This window comes from Blautia sp. An81 (assembly GCF_002161285.1).
Lineage (GTDB): Bacteria > Bacillota > Clostridia > Lachnospirales > Lachnospiraceae > Blautia > Blautia ornithocaccae.
The window spans coordinates 1-22,268 of record NZ_NFHH01000029.1 but is presented as its reverse complement, the minus strand read 5'-3'; the positions used below and the strand labels follow the sequence as shown (position 1 = coordinate 22,268).

Here is a 22,268-nt window from a genome sequence, read left to right as displayed (position 1 = left end):
GGAGGCAGAATATTGGAGAAAATTTTAATCATTGAGGACGATGAATTGATCGCAGACCTGGAAAGAGATTATCTTCTGGCAGAAGGAATGGAAGCGGAAATTGCTTCTGACGGAAATATGGGTCTGCTGAAATTTAAAAAAGACAATTATGATGCAGTGATCCTGGATCTTATGCTGCCAGGAAAAATGGATTCCAAATCTGCCGGGAAATACGGCAGGAATCAGATCTTCCGATCCTTCTGGTCACTGCGAAGAAAGAAGATATTGATAAGATTAAAGGCCTGGGACTGGGAGCAGATGATTATGTGGTAAAGCCATTCAGTCCTATGGAATTGGTGGCCAGAGTAAAGGCCCACATCCAGATTCATCGGTCACTGAAGGAAAGAAAGAAGGAAAACTGTCTGAAAGCGGGGAACCTGGAAATCTATCCAGAGTCCTACAAGGTACTAAAGAAAGGCAGTCCTTTAGAGCTTACTGGCCGGGAATTTGAGATCTTGATGCTTTTTGCCCGAAATCCGAACATTGCTTTTACCAGAGAGCGGATCTTTGACCGGGTCTGGGGCATGGAAGCTGTTGGGGATATGGCTACGGTTACGGTCCACATCAATAATCTGAGAGATAAGATTGAAGAGGATCCCTCTAATCCCCAGCTGATCCAGACCATCTGGGGCGTAGGATACCGGTTCCACCCGGCATAGATTTACTCTGCCGGGATCAGATTGCTGATATAAGGACGCTTTCCGGAAAGCACGTCATCATAAAAATCCTGTTTCCAGTCAATATAATCTACACAGCCCTTCAATTCTTCAATAGAAGAAAGAAGGGCCTCCCTGTAGAACAGCTTCTTTTTGTCCTTTTCATTTTTATCCAGGTCTTCTTCCTCCTCTCTTCCGTTCCTGACTCTGAACTTCTTTACAGGTCCATTGTAAACCAGGATTCCCGGCTCTGGGGAATCCTGGTATAATCGGGACGTTGTCTGGTAAAAACGGCAGAATAGAGAGAAAAAAAGACAGAATAAATATATTATACGATATATCACAGGCGTTATAATGATTACAGGTAGATGGTTGCCAGAAAGGAGTATGAAATTGGAACTGAATTGTAGAATAGCAGAAACAGAATTAGAATGGGCAGGGAAATTAAATCCGGGAAAATGGATAGAACATTCCCGTTTTGTGGCTCTTGCCTGTAAAAATATTGCCGCACAATGTGAAGATTTATCTGCGGATCAGGCATATTGTTTTGGATTGCTCCATGACATCGGGAGATACGCCGGAGTGACTTCGGAGAAGCACTTAATAGACGGATATCGCTTTTGCATGGAACGGGGCTGGAAAAAGGCGGCACAGATCTGTATTTCCCATGCCTTTATGATACAGGATATAGAAACCTCTATTGGAACATTTGACGTATCTGACCAGGACTATTTATTTATGAAGCATTTTATAAAAAATGCTGTTTACGATGATTATGACCGACTTGTACAGCTGTGCGATGCACTGGCGCTTCCATCTGGATTTTGTCTTTTGGAAAAACGATTTGTGGATGTTGCGATCCGTTACGGAACGCCACCCGTAACCGTTGCACGTTGGAAAAAAATCTTAGAAGTCAAGATGCTGTTTGAAGAAAAAATAGGTGGTTCTATTTATAAACAGCTTCCTGGAGTAGTCGAAAATACTTTTAAATAAAAAAGGAGAATGACTGTGTATTACATACAAGAAGATTTGGTTGATACCGCAAGAGAGGAAGATTTAAATCGTATTGCAAATGCAAGAAAATTAACTAGAATGTATTATTCTACCGACTATAAAGATACAGAGGAAAGACGGGCCATTCTTGCCGAATTATTAGGCGGCATAGGAGAGAATGTTGCCATTGATACGCCGTTTCATTGTGACTATGGGAAGAATATTATATTAGCAATCATGTGATCATTAATATGAATTGTACATTTGTAGATAACAAAGAGATAACAATAGGCAACTATGTGTTAATTGCTTCTAATGTACAGATTTATACATCTTCTCACCCGGTATTGCCTCAGGAAAGATTGATTTTTGAGAATACAACAGGACCTGAATGTTTTTTCAAGACATTTGCACGTCCTGTTGAAATACAAGATAATGTGTGGATTGGCGGAGGCTGCATTATACTTCCGGGAGTCACCATTGGAAAAAACAGTGTGATTGGAGCCGGCAGCGTTGTCACACGTTTCATTCCTGAAAACAGTGTTGCAGTTGGCAATCCCTGTAGAGTGATCCGGCAGTTTGACTGACTCGTTGAACTGCAGGCTCGGAAACCTGCAGACAATATAAAACAGACACGGTGATATGTTATTGCCATTATTGCCTGGAAGGGATTCTTCAAGGAAATGTTTGCTCAAAAAATAATAAAAACTTTAATGTAACTATTGATATTACAATAAAAGAATGCTATTTTAATATTGCAAGATGAAACAACGAATATTACAACAAAAAGAAAAGGAGAATTCATTATGAGCAAAGTAGTAGAATTTTTACAGGCAAACCCAGTACAGTATCTGGCAACCGTGGGAAGAGATAACAAGGCAAAGGTAAGGCCCTTTATGTTTCTCTTTGAGCAGGAGGGAAAACTCTGGTTCTGCACGAATAACACAAAAGATGTTTACAAAGATATGCAGGCAAATCCTGAAGTTGAAGTATGTGTGTCGGATCCCACTTATGCATGGATCCGTATCCACGGAACAGCAGTTTTTGAAGACAACATGGCCGTAAAAGAAGGGGCTATGAACAACCCTATCGTAAAAGGGCAGTATGAAACAGCAGATAACCCGATCTTTGAAGTGTTCTACATAAAATCAACGGAAAAATTGTTGTATATATGGAGGATAACAAATGAACGCAGAAATATGTTTAAAAAAATTACAATATGTGGGAGTCCTGGCTTTTGCCACAGTGGATTCCCAGGGCAATCCTCAGATAAGAAATATCAGCGCCATCCATTATGAACCAGATGCTCTGTATTTTTTCACTGCCCGGGGAAAAGATTTCTGCCGGGAGCTTCTGGAAGACGGCAGGGTACAGATACTGGCTTATACCAGATACAAGGAGATGATACGTTTAAGCGCAAAGGCACTGCCGGCGCCCCGGGATGAACAGGACCATTGGATAGAGAAGATTTTTCAGGAGCAGCCCTATCTAGCCAATGTATATCCGGGAAATACAAGAGAAATCGGTATTGTATTTGAAATCCGAGACGGGGCTATAGAGTACTTTAACCTGGGAGTCCGGCCAATCTTCCGGGAAAGCTATACAATAGGACAGGGTAATGCTACACTGAAAGGGTATCAGATCACAGAAGACTGTATCGGCTGCGGGACATGTATAGAGCACTGTCCTCAGGGATGTATAGAGGCCGGGCAGCCTTACCGGATACAGCAGGAGCACTGCCTTCACCGCGGAAGCTGTTTCGAGCAGTGTCCGGTATCTGCAGTGAAAAGACTGGGAGGTAGGGAATGATGTTTCCAAATATATTAAGAAAAGATCAGGAAGAATCGGATTTTCAGAAAATCCAGAGGTTCAGGAAGGCGCTGGAGGAAGCGGAGGCAGTGATCATCGGTGCAGGAGCAGGGCTTTCTACCTCTGCGGGATTCTCCTATATCGGAGAGAGATTCCAGAGATATTTTTCAGATTTTGCGCAAAAGTATGGTTTTCACGATATGTATTCCGGGGGCTTTTACCCTTATGAAACCCTGGAGGAACATTGGGCCTATTGGAGCCGGTATATCTATCTGAACCGGTATATGGACCCGCCCAAGCCGGTGTATGAAAACTTGCTGGAGCTGGTGAAAGAGAAAGATTACTTTGTTCTGACCACTAATGTGGACCATTGCTTTCAGAAAGCGGGATTTGAGAAAGAACGGCTTTTTTATACCCAGGGAGACTACGGACTGTTCCAGTGCTCAGAGCCCTGCTGCCAGGAGACCTGGGATAATGAGGAGGTCATCAGTGAAATGGTCCGGCAGCAGAAACAGATGCGGATTCCCACGGAACTGGTGCCCCGCTGCCCTCATTGCGGAAAGCCCCTTACCATGAACCTTCGTTCCGATGATACCTTTGTTCAGGATAAAGGCTGGTATCAAGCATCGGAGCGGTACAGCAGGTATATCCGAGAACATCAGGGAAAGAAAATCCTGTTTCTGGAGCTGGGGTGGGATATAACACCCCAGTAATCATCAAGAATCCTTCCTAACCAGCCCCACCCCCTCCATTCCATGAAGGATCAAATTGGTAGTCAGAGGAATCATATCTTCCATAGGGATCTGCTGCTGACCATTGGCTTCCCATTGACGGAAGATCACACCCAGACAGACAGAAAAATAGGTGATGATAAGGCTGCTCTCAAAAGGTCCGTATTTCGCAATATGGTCATATTTTTTGAACAGCTGCTCCTGGATCAGATCGGAAGGGCTCTTTTTTTCCGGAAAGGCTCCTTTTGTAGAAAGGACAATTTTGTCCACATTATCTAGGGAGGCCATGATTTTAAAGCTTCTCCGGATAATGATCTCTATATCTTCCGGAAAACTTGTCTCTGCTATCATCTGGACAGCAGGGTCCATAATTTCAAGCTGCAGTACAGCCAGAAGATGATCCAGAGAAGAATAGTGGAGATAAAAAGTTTTTCGGTTGATCTGAGCTCTCTGGGTAAGCTCTTTAATGGAGATTTTGGAATAATCCATTTCGCAGATCATCTTTCGAAAGGTTTCACGTATAAGATTTTCATTTTTTATAAAACGCAGATCCTGTTTTGAATGCTGTTTCATCTTTTGGCACTGCTCCTTTATACCACAATTTTTGAAAAATGTATAATAAGCCACAAATAAAAACCTGTGTCTATTGTTGTAATCGCTTTTTTAAATTATAATACTATAGTGATGAACAATCAACAGGAAGCCATTATTATATTTGTGAGAATTAATCAACGGATGTGGCTTAACTGTTAGAAGATAGAGGAGGTATAAGGATGAAATATCGATATATTACAATTGAAAGAGAATATGGAAGTGGAGGATCGACTATCGGAAAAGAACTGTCAAAGGTCTGCAATGTGCCTTGCTACGGACGGGAAATCCTTGAAACTGTAGCCCAGAAACGTGGTATTTCTGTAGAGCGGATTGATCAGTATGAGGAGAAGGCTACAGGAAGCCTGATGTATTCTCTTTTCCTTATGAATCGTGTTCAGGCAGGGGATGCTAACATGCTGCCGGAAGAGGGAAAAGTATTTTTGGACGAGCAGCTTGAGATCAGACGTCTGGCCCAGAATGGACCGGGGATTTTTATGGGACACTGTGCCGCATATGCACTGAAAAATCAAAGAGGTGTGGCAAAGGTCTTCATTTATTCCAGTGATGAGCAGGCAGTTAAGAAGAGGATTGAAAAAGAGTATGGAATTGACCCTCAGAACATAGATTCCACCAGGAAGTATTATAATAAAAAGAGAGCTGCCTATTTTCGGGCAAACACAGGAAGAGTATGGGATGATAAGAAAAACTATGATATCGTCCTTGACTCAGCAACCCTGGGTGTAGAGGGATGCGTGAAAGTGCTGAAAGGACTTTTTGAAGAATAAAAAGATATGAAAATAGAGAAAGGGCTGTCCCGCTGAACAGTTAAAGTTTAGCAGGGCAGCCCTTTCTTTTTATCCCTAGTTCTTCAGAAAGTTCAGGGAACCTGGCGGATTGCCGGTGCCTTGTTCCAGAAGAGAGATCAGAGCACTGATGGTAGTTTCGATTTCTTCTTTTGAAGAAGGAACCAGTGTGTTATCCATCTTTACCGTCAGAACGATCAGCACGATTTCTGCCAGAGATTCCGGGTCATCAAAATGAATTTCTCCTGACTCCACGCCCTGCCGGATGATTTCCGCCAGTACAGGCTTCAGCTCAGTGATAATGTGATTTACATATTTTTGATGAAGGAATATCTTGGCCTGGGTGCTGGAGTCTGTGCTGTCCTCTGATTTTAGAAATTCAGAGGAAGAATTCCTGCAGGCCTGGAATATCATCGCCATTCTTGTAAAAGGAGAGATTTCGGTTTGATATGCCAGAGCTTTTGCTGTCTGAAGAGGCTTTTCATAATTGCGTTCTACCAATGCCTGGAGGATTGCATCTTTTGACGGAAAGTAATAGTAGATGCTTCCTTTTCCAATCCCAGCCGTGTGGGCAATCTCGCTGACTGAGATATTCTGTAATTCCTGGTTTTCCAGAAGCGTCTGAAGGGCATCCAGGATCTTATGGTATTTTACCGGATTTGGCATATACATCACCTTTCTGAGTTTCCGTAATAATAAAGATAATATAACACATACAGATGAAAAGGACAAACCATAAAAACTTACAAAAAAACAAAAGAAACCTAGGAATATTTTGCAAGTACCGCCAGTTGACCGCTGGCCGAAAAAGTGTTAATCTAACATAAAAAGAAATATGACCATTGGTCGAAACGGGCCGAAAAAGGTCGAAAAGGAGGATGCTATGACCTACGCAGATATGTTTTCAAAGGTGAAAGGGATGCTCATGGACGCAGATGTAAGCGACATTCAGGAACATCTGGCATATCAGTTCAATATCACAGGCGAGGCAGAAGGGATTTTTTATGCTGAGGTAAAAGAGGGAAAGCTGTATGTGGAACCTTATGAATATTTTGACAGAGATGCGATGTTTACCTGTTCTGCAGAAACCCTGTTTAAGATCGCAGATGGGAAGGCCGATCCTATCCTTGCGGTAACTCTGGGAAAATTAAAAGTGGAAGGCAATATTGACAAAGCCTTAAAACTGAAAGATCTGATCAACAGTAAAAAGAAGAACAGCAAAAAATAATTGAGTAACTGAAAACAGGATGTTCAGAAAAGCAGGTGAAGAAAATGGGTAATTTACTGAAAGGAGCAGCAGGACTTCTGGGAGCTTTGGCGGCGGCAGAAGCAGCCGGCACCGCATATTTTTACAGAAGGACCATGAAACGCTATAATGCCAAGACAGAACGTACCATGAAGATGTCCGGTGTGGACTGGGAACAATATTTTCCCATTATGCACAAGAGAAGCGCCTGGATGATGAAACAGCCACATCAGGAGGTATGGATCCGATCCAGAGATGGCCTGAAACTCCACGGCACCTATTTCAAAGGTGATGGAGGGACAAAGGCAGTCATCTGTTTCCATGGCTATACCAGCAAAGGGTTGAATGACTACGGCAGTCTTTCTTATTATTATCTGAAACATGGATTCCGGATGCTGCTGATTGACGAAAGGGCTCACGGAGAAAGTGAGGGAACATATATTGGCTTTGGTACCATGGACCGGTATGACGGAATGGAGTGGATCAAATGGATGATCCAGGAGATCGGCCAGGACGCCCAGATTCTTCTTCACGGAAATTCTATGGGAGGCGCTACTGTCTGCATGATGGGAGGAATGGAACTTCCGTCCCAGGTGAAGGGAATTGTCTCTGACTGTGCCTTTACCTCCGCAAAGGATGTATTTACCCATGTACTGCACAGCATGTATCATCTTCCGGCTTTTCCCATGATCCAGATCGCAGATAAGCTGAATAAGAAAAATGCCGGGTACGGCCTGGATGAGTGTAATGCCGCCAGGGAAGTGCGCAGGGCAAAAACGCCGTTCCTTTTTATCCACGGAGAAAAAGATGTTTTTGTTCCCTGCTGGATGTGTGAGGAAATCTACAAAAACTGCGCAGCGCCGAAGACGAAACTGATTGTAAAAGATGCAGGCCACGGAGAGAGCTATTATAAGGATACGGCAGCATATGAAAAGGCCCTTGATTCATTTATCGGAGGAATAATGAAATGATGAGAACAAGAAAAGGACACAAAGTATACCCGTTGACTGTAGCACAGAAATTCCATCTGTACTACCTGCCTTTCTGCCCCAGTGCAGCAGTGCTGAATATCGGTACCAGCGTGACGATTGAAATCGAGATCGACTGGGACCTTCTGGCAAAATCCATTAATAAGGCTTATGCAAGAAGCGAAGGCATGCGGATCCGCTTTGCAAAAGATAAAGAGGGAAACTGGTATCAGTATGTGGCAGACCCGGAAGAGATGAAGATTGAGTTTGCAGATTTCTCTAAAGGAACCATGGAAGAGGCTGAATCCACCATGCAGCAGTGGACTACAGTACCTTTTAAGATGGAAGATTCCCAGATGAGCCGGATCGTTATGATCCAGATGCCTGACGGATTTAACGGAATCTATTTCCTGGTACATCATATGATTGCAGACGCCCAGTCTCTGATCTGCTTTATGAAAGACATTATTGAGCTCTATTGTAATGAAAAATATGAAGGAGTTCCTTATCCGAAGGATATGGCTTCCTACATCGACCAGCTCAAGAAAGATCTTGACTATGAAGCGGGAAGCAAGGCACAGTTAAGAGATATAGAATTTTTCCAGAGAGAGATAGAAAAAGGAGAGCCTATTTACAACGGCATCCATGGGACAGATAAGCTGGAGGCTGCCCGGGCCATGTTTAAGGACCCGAAACTGCGCACTGCATTTAACGCTTCTGACGATACAAAGTCTGCCCTGGACATCTTTCATCTGGAAGCAGATCCTACTAAGAGACTTATGGATTTCTGTGAAAAATATCATGTGTCTCTGGCCTGTCTGCTCCTTATGGGACTGCGTACATATTTCCAGAAGATGAACGGTTTTGAAGATGTGTCTATCAATAATGCCATTGCAAGGCGGGCTACTCTTCGGGAGAAAAAATCCGGCGGCACAAGGATCCATTCCTTTCCTATCCGGACAGTCTTTTCCGAAGATATGAAATTTATTGACGGAGTCTATGCTATCCGTGACAAACAGAATGAGATTTTCCGCCATGCAAATTATGACCCTACGGCATACTTTGCTTACCGTTCCAAAATCTATCCCCAGCCTCATGCAGGCCTGACCTATGAACCGATCTCCCTTACTTATCAGCCGATGACCCTTCAGGAAAATGGCCTTACAGAGCTGGGGGATATCCGCTATAAAACAAAATGGTATCCCAATGGAACCTGCCCTCAGGGAATGTATCTGACGGTTATGCACCGTCCGGAAGACAACGGACTGGACTTTAATTTTGAACATCAGATCAAGGCAGTGTCCAGAGAAGAACTGGAATATCTCTATTATTATCTGTGCAAGATCATGTTCAAAGGAACAGAGAACCCGGATCTGACTATTGGTGAGATCATCAAGCTGATATAAAATAAATTGAGAAGGAGAAAAGCTCATGTTTGAAAAATTAGTTGATATTATCTGCAGTTATGTAGAAGTGGAAAAAGATAACATCCGTCCAGAATCCCGGTTCATGGAGGATCTGGGATTTACTTCCTATGATTTTATGAGCATGCTGGGAGAAATTGAGGATGAATTTGATGTAGAGGTAGAGCAGGCAGACGCTATGAATATCCGTACTGTACAGGAAGCCGCAGATTATCTTGAAAAACTCACTGCCGGGAATTAACCCTGCCCGGAGAAAGGATGGAAAGAAATATGCTTTGCAGTACTGTCCGCCAGATTCTGGTCAATACAGAGCAAAAATACGGGCCGGAAGATGCCATACGTTATAAAATAAGCAAAAATGAAATAGAATCGAAAACCTATACCCAGCTCAGAGAAGACAGCGAAAGCTTTTCCTGTGTTCTCAGGGATCTGGGAGAGCAGGGAAAACATATAGCAGTCATCGGAACCACTTCTTACCCCTGGCTGACTGCTTATTTCGGTACAGTGAACAGCGGAAGCGTGGTGGTGCCTCTGGATGTAAACCTTCCCGCAGAAGATGTATGCGACCTGATACACAGGTCGGATTCCACCGTTCTGGTCTATGACGAGGCAAGAAAAGATGTGGCAGCTATAGCAAAAGAGCGGTGTCCACAGCTGAAAATCCTGATCTCTATGCAGCAGCAGGACCATAATGAGCAGGCCTATGCTTTCTGGAAGCTGCTGGAAGAGCACAGGGGAAGCTTTGACTATATGCCGGACCCTGATCAGCTTTGTACCATTATGTTCACTTCAGGAACTACCGGAAAGAGCAAAGGGGTTATGCTGACCCACAGAAATGTAGCAGAAAATGCTACCTGTCTAGACATGAAGATCCCTGAGAGGATCGTTATTATGACGGTGCTTCCTATTCATCATGCATACTGTCTGAGTATGGACATTCTGAAAGGGGTATCTCTGGGAGCTGTGATCTGCATCAATGATTCTCTCATGCGTGTGGCGAAGAATATCAAGTTGTTTAAGCCGGAGATGATCCTCATGGTGCCTCTGATGATCGAGACCATGGCAAAGAAGCTGGAGGAGGCCGCCCTTCTTCCTGCAAAGATCGTAAAGAATCAGGTCTTTGGAAAACAGTTCCATACCATCTGCAGCGGCGGCGCTTACCTGGATCCTTCCTATATAGATTTATTTGCGAAATATGATATTATTATCCAGCAGGGCTACGGTATGACTGAGTGTTCTCCGGTGATCAGCACTACTCAGAAATGGAATATCCGAAAAGATGCAGTGGGACAGCTGCTGCCCAACTGTCAGGCAAAGACTGTAGACGGAGAACTCTGGGTAAAAGGCAGCAGCGTTATGCAGGGATATTATAAGATGCCGGAGGAAACAGCAGAGACCCTGGAGGACGGCTGGCTGAAGACCGGCGACCTGGGCTATGTAGACGAGGATGGTTTTGTCTATCTCACTGGAAGAAAGAAAAACCTCATTATCACGAAAAACGGCGAAAATGTTTCTCCTGAAGAGCTGGAAAATGCCCTCAGCACTAACCGCCTGGTAGGAGAGGTTCTTGTCCGTGAGCATAATGGTGTGATCGAGGCAGAAATCTATCCGGATCAGGATTATGTGAAGAAAAAACGGATTAAAGACGTAAAGGCAAGTCTTCAGGAAGTGATTGATGAGTACAACAGGACGGCGGCTCCTCAGAAAAAGATTTACAGTCTCATTGTCAGAGACACAGAGTTTGAAAAGACCACCACAAGAAAAATTAAAAGATTTTAGCACAGCAGGGGCCGTGGGAGAAAGCCATTTTAGTCCCTGATAGATGAGAGAATAAGAATCCCTTAGTTGGACGAGCTGTTTTTGACAGTCCTGCTAAGGGATTTTTGATAACTGCGGCCTGGAATGAGGAAATCTTGGGGGAGGAGGCAGAAAATGCCAGGCAACTGCGGCCCAGTGTGACTTACATGAGCTATACGAGCCACTCCATTCAGAGGGGCGGCAGAACATGCCCCTGGAAATTTCGGCAAAAATGTGGTATACCATTATTCTGTAAGATTTTTCTTTGCAGGCAGGAGAATAGCTGTTCCAAGCTATCCCAACAGACAGGGAGGCCTGGCCTGCTGCTGCAAGGACTATGGACTATTTGAAGACTGGAGGATATAGGATGTGGATTGCAGACAAATACATTGACCATGTAAAAGAACAGACAATGGAACATCCCGGGGAAAGCTGGGAAAAGATGCTTCTTGGATTTAAGGCAAACAAGCTCCGCACAAAGCTCCTTCCTAAAAAAGGTATCTCCAAAGGCTATCAGAAACTGGAGGCCATGATGATGTCTTTTGTGGCGGATTCTTTAGGAAAGCCGGACAGTTATGTATGGGGAAATATTTTTGCTCCCTCTGAACTGATTGGATGTTTCGGCCTTAATACACTTTCTATCGAGTGCCTTTCCTGCTATTTCAGCGGTTATCATCTGGAAGACTTTTTTATAGACTATGCCCAGAATACAGGGATTGCCCCGACTCTGTGCTCTTATCACAAAACTTTTGTAGGGGCCATTGACAGTGGGGCAGTTCCGGTTCCGGAGTATGCAGTGACCACTTCTCTTTCCTGTGACGGAAACCTGAATACTTTCCGGTATCTGGAGAAGAAGAAAGGCGTCCCCTTTACTTTTCTGGATGTTCCCTACAGAGACGATCCGGAATCTGCAGACTATCTGGCAGAGCAGTTAAAAGATTTTGCCAGGGAGCTGGAAAGCCGCTTCGGCAGAAAATTCGAGGAAGAAAAGCTCCGGGAGGTCATAAGGATTGAGAATGAGACCAGAAGAGCCCTGATGGAATTCTTTAAGCTCCAGAGCGAGAGATACTATCCCGGAGAACTGATCAGCCATCTTTATATGATGATGGGCATGCATCTTCTCATTGGCAGACAGGAATTTCTGGATCTGATCCGATTTATGATCCAGGATATTAAAAACTATCCTAAGTTTGAGGGAAAGAAGATCCTGTGGATACATCTGCTGCCCTTCTATCAGGAAACTCTTCAGAGCTACTTTAATTCCAGCCGGAAATATCAGATCATTGCCAGCGACATTATTATGGATTCTATGGAAGAAATGGACGAAACAAAACCGTTTCACGCCCTGGCTAAGAAGATTATACGGAATCTTTATAATGGTTCCTATTCTCATAAAGCAGAAATGGTAGGGGAACTGGCCCGGACTCTCCAGCCAGATGCCGTGATCCAGTTCTGCCACTGGGGATGCAAGCAGTCTTCCGGAGGCAGCGTGCTTCTGAAAGAAAAGCTGCAGGAGATGGACATTCCTATGCTGATCCTGGATGGAGATGGAATTGACCGGAGGAACAGTCATGACGGACAGATCAAGACCAGGCTGGAGGCATTTCTGGAAATGCTTGGAGCTGGAGATACAGAAGAGACAGTCGAGAAGGAAGAGAAGAAAATATGCTAGGATATATTTGTAAGTATGCTCCTGTGGAGATTTTTCAGGCTATGGGAGTGGAAATGGAGCGGATTGAGCCCGATGTGGCAAATTTTAACCAGGCGGAGATCCGAATGCACCCTAATATCTGCAGCTTTGCCAAGGGAGTTCTGGAAGAGGTCATGAAAAAAGACTATGAAGGCGTTATCCTCACTACCTGCTGCGACAGTATCCGCCGCCTGTATGATGTGCTGAGAGAAGAATTCCCTGAGAAGTTTATCTATATGCTGGATACCCCCAGGATTACCAAAGAGGCGGGAATTGCTCTTTATGAGCAGCGGATCCGGGTGATGATCCAGGAGTATGAAAAATTTTCCGGGAAAAAATTCCAGGAAGACAAGTTTCTGGAATATCTGAAAGAGCGGCAGGAAGAACAGCAGTACGCTATAAAAAACAATTCTGTCAATATCGGTATTATCGGTGCCAGAGCCAACGAAAGTATTAAAAAAATCCTGGAAGAGAAGGGGGCCAATGTGGCCTTTGATCTGACCTGTACCGGACTTGGAAGAAAGATTCTGGCAGATGAAAAAGAAATCCTGGGCGGCTATGTCCGGGGACTTTTAAGCCAGTTCCCCTGTATGCGGATGGAACTGGCATCTAACCGGGATGAACTGATCCGTCGGTTTGCAGGAAGTGTGGACGGTATTATCTACCATACAGTGCAGTTCTGTGACAATTATGCCTATGAATATGCCTGGGTGAAGGAATGGCTGGACCGCCCCATGCTCCTGCTGGAAACAGATTACACCCGGCAGAGCAGCGGACAGATACGGACCAGGATCGAAGCTTTTCTGGAGTCTCTGACTCCGGATATACCACAGCCGAAAAAAACAGGAAAGGGAGACAAGACAATGTATGTAATGGGAATAGACAGCGGTTCCACCTCTACCAATGCGGTGATCATGGACCAGGACAGAAAGATCAAGGCATTTTCTGTAGTGCGTACCGGGGCAAAATCAGGAGTCAGCGCCCAGAAAGCCTTAGAGGAGGTTCTGGAGAAAGCAGGCCTTTCCAGAGAAGATATTTCCTGGATCGTTTCCACCGGATACGGACGGGTCAGCATTGACTTTGCAGACGAAAATGTAACAGAGATCAGCTGCCATGGTAAAGGTGCCCACTACTTTAACCCAAAGATCCGCACTATCCTGGATATCGGCGGACAGGACAGCAAGGCTATCCATCTGAACGAAAAGGGAGAGGTAAAGGACTTTGTCATGAATGACAAGTGTGCCGCAGGAACAGGTCGCTTTCTGGAAATGATCGCTCGTACCCTGGAAGTTTCTCTGGATGAGCTGGGAGCGATTGCCCTGACTTCCACAGAGAAGATTGAGATTACAAGTATGTGTTCTGTTTTTGCAGAATCTGAGGTAATCTCCCTGATTGCCAACAATAAAGAGAAGGCGGACATCGCAGAGGGAGTCTGCCACGCCATTGCCAACAAAGCCTTCGGGCTTTTGCGCCGGGTAGGCATGGAGCCGGACTTCATGATGACAGGAGGCGTAGCTAAGAACCCTGGTGTGGTCCGGGCTGTGGAAGAGAAGATTGGCGCCAGTCTTTATATCTGTGAGGAACCGGAAATCGTGGGAGCTGCGGGAGCGGCCCTTTATGCTTTGGAGAAGTGTGGGTTCTGCAGCGGAACCGGGAGAGAGAGGTTCTGATCCAGACTGGAGATACTGTGGTCAAAATACCGGTTTCTCAGATCCTCTATATTGAAAAAAGCAAAAATTATCTGGAATATCATACAAGAGACCAGGTATATCGGATCCGGGGAACTATTGCCGATGTGGAAGATGCTTTCCGGAAAGAGGGCTTTTCCAAATGTATCAGCGGGTGCCTGGTAAATCTGAAGTATGTGACAAAAGCTTCTAAAGACACCGTATGGCTTTCTGATATAACACTGCCTATCAGCAGGCAGCGGAGAAACGGGTTTAAGGAAGACCTGATGAGATACATGGGAGGTGGGTACTGATGGAGGGTATGGAATTTATTTCCTGTATCCGATTTTCCATACAGCTTTTTATGGCTGAGGCCTTTTTTACTTTTGAGTGGGAAAAAAGACACCATTTTCCACTGCGTCTGGCAGGAAGCATGGCAGGCTATGTCCTTTGTTCAGGCCTTGCGTTTCTTCTTTTTTCCAGTATTCCTGGGAATATGCCCATTGTTTATACAGCATATTATATGAGCCTTTTCGCCCTGTCTCTTGGCGTTCTGGGAATCTGTTTTGAAATCCGTGGAAAGGAGATTCTTTTCGGGGGAGTCTGCGGATATGCTCTTCAGCATATAGGCTTTGCCCTCTCCATGATCATACAGGAGGTAAGGGGCTGGAGCCTTACGGGAATCTGGGATTTTCTTTTCTTTCGGATCCTGCCTTACCTGTTTATTGATATCCTGGTTTATTTGCTGCTGATCAGGCGGTATGAAGGGCAAAGGGAACTGAGAGAACGGGATATCCGCATGATCCTGCTGGCCCTGGCAATCCTTACGGTGGTGATCTTTTTAAGCGTGTTTGTAGACAGCCGGTATTTTGAAAATGACTCCGGGCTTCTCAGAAATGTTCTCTGTAAGATCTATGGAGCCTTCTGCAGCATGATGGCCATCCTTATCGCTTTTAATCTTTCCAGACAGAACCGGATCCTTCACGAAAAAGAGATGATGGAAAATATGCTTCACAGTATGCGGGAGCAGCAGAAACTTTCCCAGGAAAGCATTAATATCATCAACGTTAAGTGCCATGACCTGAAATACCGTATTTCCAAGATCCAGAGGATTGAGGATGCCCAGGACCAGAAGGATTACATTGAAGAGATTAAAAGGGCAGTGGCAATTTATGACAACATTTTCCAGACAGGGAACGACGCCCTGGATCTGGTGCTTACAGAAAAAAGCCTTCTCTGTGATGAGTACAAGATCAAACTCAGCAGCATGATCGACGGAAAGGTGCTGAACTTTATGAACACCACAGATGTCTACGCTCTTTTCGGAAATCTTATGGACAATGCCATCGAAAGTGTGATGAAAGAGGAAGATGAAGAGAAACGGGTGATCAGCGTGAAAATCGCCAGAGAGCCGCAGGGATATCACATTCATATAGAAAACTACTGTAAGGATAAGGTGGAGTTTGCAGACGGACTTCCTGTGACTACCAAAGAGGACAAGAACTTCCACGGCTTCGGCGTAAGGAGTATCCGGTATCTTGTGGAAAAATACCGGGGGGATATGCTGATGCGGGCAGAGGAAGAAAGATTTTTGGTAGACATACTTTTTTATGCCGGGTGAAAACCCGGCTTTTTCTTTCTGCCAATTTTACCTTCCTGATGACCAAATACACCAGAAAAATTCCTTTTTTCTTTTTTGTGCTATGGTAGGACTATCAAAGAAGGAAACGGAGGAAAGAAAATGGGTAATGTAACAGTTGCATGGGAGGACGTGATCAGTGTTATCCAGATGGTGCGGACCCACCTGATCGTTATCGGTGCGGCCCTGGTGTGCATGATCCTGCTTATGGTCCTGGCAAGAAGATGGGCAAAGCCATTAAGAGGCTTTATCCGCTGGCAGTCGTTTATTGGATTTCTTTTGATCACTGTCATTGTTGTCAATGTGATGCTGACAGGAGCACTGAACAACACGCTGAACGTAGTCCTTGCAGACAGAGGAGAATTGTCTCAGGAAAATGCAGATAATTCCAGACAGGTGATCGAGGAAATCACTAATGAAGGCGTAGTAATGACCAAAAATGACGAGGATTTTCTGCCGATTGAACCTCAGAAGATCAATGTATTCGGCTGGGCTTCCACCAATCCTATTTACGGAGGCACAGGCTCCGGAACTGTAGACGCCAGCACGGCGGTAGGAATCCTGGAAGGCCTGGAAAACGCCGGATTTGAGACCAACACAGAACTGTCGGATATGTACAGGGAATACAGGGAAGACCGTCCGGCTATCAGTATCAACGACGGACAGGACTGGACCCTTCCGGAGGTTCCCGTTGCAGACTATTCAGACACAATTATGGAAAATGCCAAAGCTTTTTCCGACACAGCTCTCATTGTTCTGTCACGTACAGGCGGTGAAGGCGCAGATCTTCCCCATGACATGGGCAGTATCATGGACGGCTCTACCATGGACGTGGGAACCAAGTATTTAAGAGGCTCTTATACCAATAATTCTGACGAATATGCAGACTTTGAAGCTGGACAGTCTTATCTGGAACTGAGCCGTACAGAAGCTGACCTGGTAGATATGGTGTGCAGCCAGTTTGATAATGTCATTGTGGTATACAACGGCGCCAACACCATGGAGCTTGGCTGGACAGAAAATTATGACCAGATCAAAAGTGTCCTGCTCTGTGCAGGAGCAGGAGCCACCGGATTTAACGCCCTTGGAAATATCATTTCAGGAGAGGTAAATCCTTCCGGAAGAACTGCAGATACCTGGGTGAGAGATCTGACCCAGACACCTTATTATAACAATATCGGCCATTTTGCCTATACCAATACAGAGGACGTGGCCGCAGCGGCCCAGGCAGCCTGGGAACAGGCAGACGGCATTGTATCCTTTGTAAATTATAACGAAGGAATCTATACCGGCTACCGTTTCTATGAGACTGCAGCCGAAGAAGGACTGATCAATTATGAAGACACCGTTATGTATCCTTTCGGCTATGGAATGAGTTATACTACCTTTGAACAGACCATGGGAGACCTGAATGTAACAGAAGGCGCTATTACCGTAGATGTGACGGTGACTAACACCGGAGACACCCCTGGCAAAGATGTGGTACAGTTATACTACACACCGCCTTATACTAACGGCGGGATTGAAAAATCCAGTGTAAATCTCGTTGCCTTTGACAAGACAGACATACTGGAGCCGGGAGCTTCCCAGACTCTTACCCTGTCTTTTGATGAGGAAGATATGGCTTCCTATGATACATACGGAAGAAGGGGGACAAGCTGACAGTTACACTTGATGTGAAAAACACAGGAAAAATGAAGGGAAAAGAAGTCGTACAGATTTATGTCCGGGATAAAAAGTCTTATCTTTTCCGCCCGGAAAAAGAACTGAAGGCATTTGCAAAAGTGGAACTGGAGCCAGGAGAAACCAAAACCCTTGTACTGGAGCTGGATGAAGACGCTTTCTCCTATTATGTGCCCCATCTTGAACGCTTTGCAGTAGAATCCGGGGAATTTGACATCCTGGCAGGAACCTCCAGTCAGGATATTCGGCTGGAAGATACGGTTACATTTCTTTCAAAGGATGAGGTGCGGCTGCCTTTGGGTATGACAGACGCCTTTAAAGATTTTCTGGAAGACGAAAGATATACAGAGTATGCCCGGCAGTTCCTTGAGGTCCTTCACGTAGACGAATCCCATATGTTTTATCAGATGCTCATGGGAGTAAATCTGATACAGATACAGGAACTTATGTCGATCATGGGAATTGACGATAAGACTGCGGGAGAAATGACCGAGAAATTAGTGAAGCGGCAAGAGTTCGCTGCAGCTTGTCAGACTTCAGCCAAAAACTGAAGATACTTTATCAGATAAGGTAAGAATTCTATACAGAAAACGCCTTGAAAAAAGATTACATCTTTGTAATATATTACAAATAGACGCCTTTCGCAGTGTCATGTTAGAATAGTCTCAAAGAAAGGAGGCTCTTCATCACGGAAACAACGATTGCAAAAAACATTTCTACCGCTGATGAAAAAGCAAACTATGATGCGTCCTGCAAACGCCTTCTGGCAGAAAAGATCATTCTTGCATGGATTATGAAGAGCTGCCTTTGGGAGTACATGGACTGCGATATCCATGAGATTGCAGAAAAGTACATTGAAGAGAAACCACAGATCGGAGAGATTCCTGTGGCACCTGACGAAAGACAAAGCGCTCCTGTGATACAGGGAACAGGAGTGGAAGACACTACGATAACAGAAGGCACAGTTACCTTTGATATCCGTTTTACTGCTGCTGTACCTTCTGACTATAAAAGCGCGGGAAGTCCTGACAGAGAAAAAATAGGCCTGATTCTCAATGTGGAAGCCCAGAACCAGTTTTATCCCGGATATCCTTTGGTAAAAAGAGGAATCTACTATTGCTGTCGGATGATTTCCAGCCAGTATGGGACGGTTTTTACGGGCAGTCATTATGAGAAGATAAAAAAGGTGTACTCTATCTGGATATGCACCACTCCCCCAAAGAACCGGGAACATACCATTACAAGCTATGCCCTGGCAGAAAACAATTTTGTCGGGCAGGTAAAAGAGGAGCAGAAAAACTATGACCTTTTGTCTGTATTTATGATCTGTCTGGGGAATCCTGAAACAGAGGTGGAATGTGGGATATTAAAACTTCTTTCTGTGTTGTTTTCATCAGAGCTCAAAGCAGTGGAGAAAAAGAAGGTCTTAGAAGAAGAATTCCATATCCAGATGAGTCAGGCATTTGAAGAGGAGGTGTCACAAATGTGCAATCTAAGCGAAGGTGTAGAACAGAAGGGCATTCAGAAAGGGATGCAGCGGGCACTTACAGAATCTATTAAAAATCTTATGGATACCATGAATATGACAGCTAAGGAAGCTATGGATGCCCTGAAGATAAAAGAAGAGGACCGTTCTCAATATACAGAGCTGTTGAAAATTCAAAAATAAGCATAAAGTCCCAGTGTACTGACACGATTATAATTCAACTAATGATTTGTCTAAAAACATATCATTACAAAACCTAAAGTAGCTATATATCCTATAAAATGGGTTATGGCTACTTTTTTCATAACAATAGATAGTTTGCAGGGTGGGATTTTTGTCTGCACAGGAACACAAGGCAAAACTTTACTACGGTTTTAATAAGACAGAAACGATCCGTAAATAAAACGGAAATGTGCTTTCTTTATGATAGTTTCATCAAGTGATAAAACTGAAAAATAAGAAAGCGAGGTCTGTTCTATGGGAAAAACAGTATATTTAGTAACCGGGGCAGCAGGATTCCTGGGCAGCCATGTATGTGAGAAACTTCTGAAACGGGGAGACTATGTAAGAGCTCTGGTCCTTCCGGGAGACAAATCTGTGAAATATATTCCAAAGGAAGTGGAGATTTCAGAAGGGGATCTCTGTGATGTAGATTCTCTGGAGAGGTTTTTTGCCATACCTGAAGAGGACAGCTCCATTGTGATCCACTGTGCCAGTATGGTAACCACCAATCCAGACTTTAACCAGAAGCTGATGGAGGTCAATGTTGGCGGAACGAAAAATATGATTGAGATGTGCCTGAAACATCCGGAGTGCAGGAAGATGGTCTATGTCAGTTCTACAGGAGCAATTCCGGAACAGCCTAAGGGCACTCCTATCAGAGAGACATACCAGTTTACGCCTGTTGATGAAAGCAGGCAGGTGGGCTGTTACAGTCAGTCCAAAGCCCTGGCTACCCAGGCAGTTTTAGATGCTTTCAGGGAAAGAGGATTAAAGGCCTGTGTAGTCCATCCCAGCGGTATCCTGGGACCAAAAGATTATGCGGTGGGGGAGACTACAGGTACAGTTATTAAGATCATGAACGGAAAAATGCCGGTGGGCATGGGAGGCTCCTTATTTTTACGTTCCCATCCGTATGGCCTATGTACTTGCCAGATATATGGAGAAGAAGGCCAGAAAGACCGGAGAGAAACCTCTGATGACAAATTTTGCAGTGTACAACCTTGCAAGGAATAACCAGTTTGATTATTCTAAAGCAGAACGGGAACTGGGATATCATACCAGGCCTTATGAAGAAACGCTGAAAGACGAGGCCCAGTGGCTGGTAAAAGAAGGCTATATTGCGCATACAAAGAACCGGAAAAAGGCTGTAACGGGACATGGAGTACAAACTGCCTGATATTTATTCTATACGAATCCGTACTCTTGTAAGCTGCCCCTCTTTTTGTGAACTGCCCACTTCATCAATGAGACGTTCCTCATAGGCATCCCCTATAATGCGGCAATCTTTTTCTTTTATGAAGGTAAATATACGGTCATATATTTCTTCTGTATTTTCCAGTCCGCCCTTTCCAAAAGCAGTTGCATAATATCCTTCAGAAATCATATTGTTTGCATACCGGATATCATTGACGTAAACCATAATATTGGAAACCTTCGATATATGTCCACTTGAAAGCGTTTCTCCTTTTATGAGATATCCTTCCGGATAGCCAAAAGAAACATGATTTTGCTTACACTTTGTATAAAAATTAAGCCATATATCATCAGGAATAGATTTACGGTCTGCCAGGAAAGGATCGCTGATGAAAATGGGAACTTTTTTGAAGCATTGTATCTGAACTCCGTCAACCCTGGCAGAAACACCTTCTTCCAGTTTCTGCAGTTTCATTCCAAGCATATCCTGAATGGACTGGAGCTCCTCAATTTTACTGACTAAATTCCTTTCCTGCTCTTTTAAGAGAGAGATTGCATTTTCCGGAGAGATATTCGCTGTATATTCTTTAATTTCAGATAATGGCATACCCAGTTCCTTTAAAAGATTAACTACAGCAATCACATAAATCTGATCATGGGTGTAATAACGGTAACCGTTAGGGGCAGTATATTTTGGTGAAAAAACCCCGGTATTGTCGTAAAAAATCAAAGCTTTTCTTTTGATTTCAGAGATGCGGGAAAACTCACTGATGGTCAGATAATTGTCTTTTTCCTGTTTTTTCATTAAAAGATCCTTTCAAAAACTGTCTGGTATATATACAGTGTTGTACTGAGATTGTCAATGGAACAGTTTATTTGTCTGCTTTGTTATCTGCCCTACAAAAACAGCTGCAGCTATAGTTCCTTCTCTTACCCCACTTAGTTCACCGAGAAACAGAAATGATAAAACAATAGAAATGCAGACTAAAATGATGTCAAATATCATTTTCATATTTCCAAATTTAATGGGTGTTATTTTACAAATGGAAAGGACTACGCCTTCACCAGGCGTGGTGACCAAATCAGCATTCACCTCCAGACTGACCCCGAATGCTATTAGAAAAATTCCTAAAATACAGAATATCCATTGCTGAAAATAACTGGAACACATAATTGGATGTATGATACGCTGGGCTAAGTCAATTGCTGTTCCAAATAGAATAGCTGCCGGAAATTGTAAAAGCTGAAACCAGTCATACTGTTTCCGCAAAATTGCTATCTGCATTAGAACAAAAATAAAATTCATGATAATAGTAGTTGTTCCCACTGACAGTCCGGAAATTTCAGAGGTTACATAAGGGACACTGGAAATGGGAGAAGTACCCAATCCGGCCTTAATAGAAAAGGCGACTCCAAAGGCCATGATAATAAGTCCCAGACACAAAAACACAAGACGCTTTACCGAATGATTCATTTTGCTGCTGATATTTTCTTCCATGATTTTCCTTCCTTCCTATAATGTCAAGCCTAAAAACATTGATTTTTCAAGCTTTTTTTAACTTGTTACCTCATATAAACAGAGCCAAAAGTGATGAACAGTCATAGTATCTTGTACTGAATAGCTATA

22 protein-coding genes and 4 pseudogenes are annotated in these 22,268 nt (G+C 44.0%); 21 read left to right on the top strand and 5 right to left on the bottom strand.

Going from position 1 to position 22,268, the window contains the following annotated elements:
* The first annotated feature begins 12 nt into the window (after positions 1–12).
* A pseudogene (locus B5G33_RS17810) lies at positions 13–698 on the top strand (response regulator transcription factor).
* Positions 699–700: 2 nt separating this feature from the next.
* Here B5G33_RS17810 and B5G33_RS22080 read toward each other — a convergent pair.
* Positions 701–1,039 carry a hypothetical protein gene (locus B5G33_RS22080; protein ID WP_242971395.1) on the bottom strand — a complete coding sequence of 113 codons (339 nt, stop codon included), beginning with the start codon at positions 1,037–1,039 and terminating at the stop codon, positions 701–703.
* Positions 1,040–1,088: 49 nt separating this feature from the next.
* Between B5G33_RS22080 and B5G33_RS17800 the strand changes: the two genes are divergently transcribed.
* The 5 genes and pseudogenes from B5G33_RS17800 to B5G33_RS17780 form a co-directional block, all read left to right on the top strand.
* On the top strand, positions 1,089–1,688 hold the full coding sequence (locus tag B5G33_RS17800; protein WP_242974759.1) for an HDOD domain-containing protein: 600 nt from the start codon (positions 1,089–1,091) through the stop codon (positions 1,686–1,688).
* 9 nt (positions 1,689–1,697) lie between these two features.
* Positions 1,698–2,275, top strand: a pseudogene (locus B5G33_RS22780) (sugar O-acetyltransferase).
* Positions 2,276–2,494: 219 nt separating this feature from the next.
* A pseudogene (locus B5G33_RS17790) lies at positions 2,495–2,839 on the top strand (pyridoxamine 5'-phosphate oxidase family protein); the annotation flags it as partial.
* A 34-nt stretch (positions 2,840–2,873) separates the two neighbouring features.
* Positions 2,874–3,497 carry a pyridoxamine 5'-phosphate oxidase family protein gene (locus B5G33_RS17785; RefSeq protein WP_087418600.1) on the top strand — a complete coding sequence of 208 codons (624 nt, stop codon included), beginning with the start codon at positions 2,874–2,876 and terminating at the stop codon, positions 3,495–3,497.
* A pseudogene (locus tag B5G33_RS17780) lies at positions 3,497–4,224 on the top strand (SIR2 family NAD-dependent protein deacylase); the annotation flags it as partial. The gene B5G33_RS17785 and the pseudogene B5G33_RS17780, both read left to right, overlap by 1 nt.
* Here the strand turns inward: B5G33_RS17780 and B5G33_RS17775 are convergent.
* Positions 4,214–4,801: a TetR/AcrR family transcriptional regulator gene (locus B5G33_RS17775; RefSeq protein ID WP_087418599.1), complete on the bottom strand. Its 588-nt coding sequence runs from the start codon at positions 4,799–4,801 to the stop codon at positions 4,214–4,216. The pseudogene B5G33_RS17780 and the gene B5G33_RS17775 sit on opposite strands and share 11 nt — an antisense overlap.
* Before the next feature lie 200 nt (positions 4,802–5,001).
* Between B5G33_RS17775 and B5G33_RS17770 the strand changes: the two genes are divergently transcribed.
* Complete coding sequence (locus tag B5G33_RS17770; RefSeq protein ID WP_087418598.1) at positions 5,002–5,607, top strand: cytidylate kinase-like family protein; 606 nt, start codon at positions 5,002–5,004, stop codon at positions 5,605–5,607.
* A 75-nt stretch (positions 5,608–5,682) separates the two neighbouring features.
* Here B5G33_RS17770 and B5G33_RS17765 read toward each other — a convergent pair whose 3' ends face one another.
* Positions 5,683–6,291: a TetR/AcrR family transcriptional regulator gene (locus B5G33_RS17765; protein ID WP_087418597.1), complete on the bottom strand. Its 609-nt coding sequence runs from the start codon at positions 6,289–6,291 to the stop codon at positions 5,683–5,685.
* Between the two features lie 217 nt (positions 6,292–6,508).
* On the opposite strand from B5G33_RS17765, the gene B5G33_RS17760 reads away from it, so the two are divergent.
* The 14 genes from B5G33_RS17760 to B5G33_RS22460 all read left to right on the top strand — a co-directional run bounded on the left by B5G33_RS17760 (position 6,509) and on the right by B5G33_RS22460 (position 20,624).
* Complete coding sequence (locus B5G33_RS17760) at positions 6,509–6,853, top strand: SCP2 sterol-binding domain-containing protein (protein WP_087418596.1); 345 nt, start codon at positions 6,509–6,511, stop codon at positions 6,851–6,853.
* A 44-nt stretch (positions 6,854–6,897) separates the two neighbouring features.
* Positions 6,898–7,842 carry an alpha/beta hydrolase gene (locus B5G33_RS17755; RefSeq protein ID WP_087418595.1) on the top strand — a complete coding sequence of 315 codons (945 nt, stop codon included), beginning with the start codon at positions 6,898–6,900 and terminating at the stop codon, positions 7,840–7,842.
* Positions 7,842–9,245, top strand: a complete 1,404-nt coding sequence (locus B5G33_RS17750) for a condensation domain-containing protein (protein WP_087418616.1) — start codon at positions 7,842–7,844, stop codon at positions 9,243–9,245. The genes B5G33_RS17755 and B5G33_RS17750 overlap by 1 nt, the downstream gene beginning before the upstream one ends.
* A gap of 25 nt (positions 9,246–9,270) precedes the next feature.
* The gene (locus B5G33_RS17745) at positions 9,271–9,504 is read left to right on the top strand and encodes an acyl carrier protein (RefSeq protein WP_087274632.1); all 234 of its coding nucleotides are present in this window, start codon (positions 9,271–9,273) and stop codon (positions 9,502–9,504) included.
* Between the two features lie 29 nt (positions 9,505–9,533).
* Positions 9,534–11,042 (top strand): AMP-binding protein, encoded by a 1,509-nt coding sequence (locus tag B5G33_RS17740; protein WP_087418615.1) that lies wholly within the window; start codon positions 9,534–9,536, stop codon positions 11,040–11,042.
* A 385-nt stretch (positions 11,043–11,427) separates the two neighbouring features.
* Entirely contained in the window at positions 11,428–12,732 is a 1,305-nt protein-coding gene (locus B5G33_RS17735; RefSeq protein ID WP_158229651.1) for a 2-hydroxyacyl-CoA dehydratase subunit D, read from the top strand.
* Positions 12,726–14,420: an acyl-CoA dehydratase activase gene (locus tag B5G33_RS17730; protein WP_087418593.1), complete on the top strand. Its 1,695-nt coding sequence runs from the start codon at positions 12,726–12,728 to the stop codon at positions 14,418–14,420. The genes B5G33_RS17735 and B5G33_RS17730 overlap by 7 nt, the downstream gene beginning before the upstream one ends.
* Positions 14,381–14,731 carry a LytR/AlgR family response regulator transcription factor gene (locus tag B5G33_RS17725; protein ID WP_087418592.1) on the top strand — a complete coding sequence of 117 codons (351 nt, stop codon included), beginning with the start codon at positions 14,381–14,383 and terminating at the stop codon, positions 14,729–14,731. Before B5G33_RS17730 ends, B5G33_RS17725 begins: the two co-directional genes overlap by 40 nt.
* Positions 14,731–16,038 carry an ATP-binding protein gene (locus tag B5G33_RS17720; protein WP_087418591.1) on the top strand — a complete coding sequence of 436 codons (1,308 nt, stop codon included), beginning with the start codon at positions 14,731–14,733 and terminating at the stop codon, positions 16,036–16,038. The genes B5G33_RS17725 and B5G33_RS17720 overlap by 1 nt, the downstream gene beginning before the upstream one ends.
* A gap of 120 nt (positions 16,039–16,158) precedes the next feature.
* Positions 16,159–17,718 (top strand): glycoside hydrolase family 3 C-terminal domain-containing protein, encoded by a 1,560-nt coding sequence (locus B5G33_RS17715; RefSeq protein ID WP_087418590.1) that lies wholly within the window; start codon positions 16,159–16,161, stop codon positions 17,716–17,718.
* 14 nt (positions 17,719–17,732) lie between these two features.
* The gene (locus B5G33_RS17710) at positions 17,733–18,290 is read left to right on the top strand and encodes a fibronectin type III-like domain-contianing protein (RefSeq protein ID WP_204247429.1); all 558 of its coding nucleotides are present in this window, start codon (positions 17,733–17,735) and stop codon (positions 18,288–18,290) included.
* 242 nt (positions 18,291–18,532) lie between these two features.
* Complete coding sequence (locus tag B5G33_RS17705; RefSeq protein WP_242974758.1) at positions 18,533–19,408, top strand: Rpn family recombination-promoting nuclease/putative transposase; 876 nt, start codon at positions 18,533–18,535, stop codon at positions 19,406–19,408.
* Between the two features lie 294 nt (positions 19,409–19,702).
* Positions 19,703–20,461: an NAD-dependent epimerase/dehydratase family protein gene (locus tag B5G33_RS17700; protein ID WP_330396735.1), complete on the top strand. Its 759-nt coding sequence runs from the start codon at positions 19,703–19,705 to the stop codon at positions 20,459–20,461.
* Positions 20,424–20,624, top strand: coding sequence for a hypothetical protein (locus tag B5G33_RS22460; RefSeq protein ID WP_330396734.1), 201 nt, complete (start codon positions 20,424–20,426; stop codon positions 20,622–20,624). The genes B5G33_RS17700 and B5G33_RS22460 overlap by 38 nt, the downstream gene beginning before the upstream one ends.
* A 3-nt stretch (positions 20,625–20,627) precedes the next feature.
* Here B5G33_RS22460 and B5G33_RS17695 read toward each other — a convergent pair whose 3' ends face one another.
* Both B5G33_RS17695 and B5G33_RS17690 read right to left on the bottom strand, forming a co-directional pair.
* A complete protein-coding gene (locus tag B5G33_RS17695; protein WP_087418588.1) occupies positions 20,628–21,446 on the bottom strand; it encodes a MerR family transcriptional regulator in 819 nt (272 codons plus the stop codon).
* Between the two features lie 54 nt (positions 21,447–21,500).
* Entirely contained in the window at positions 21,501–22,139 is a 639-nt protein-coding gene (locus B5G33_RS17690) for a YczE/YyaS/YitT family protein (RefSeq protein WP_087418587.1), read from the bottom strand.
* Between the last annotated feature and the right edge of the window lie 129 nt (positions 22,140–22,268).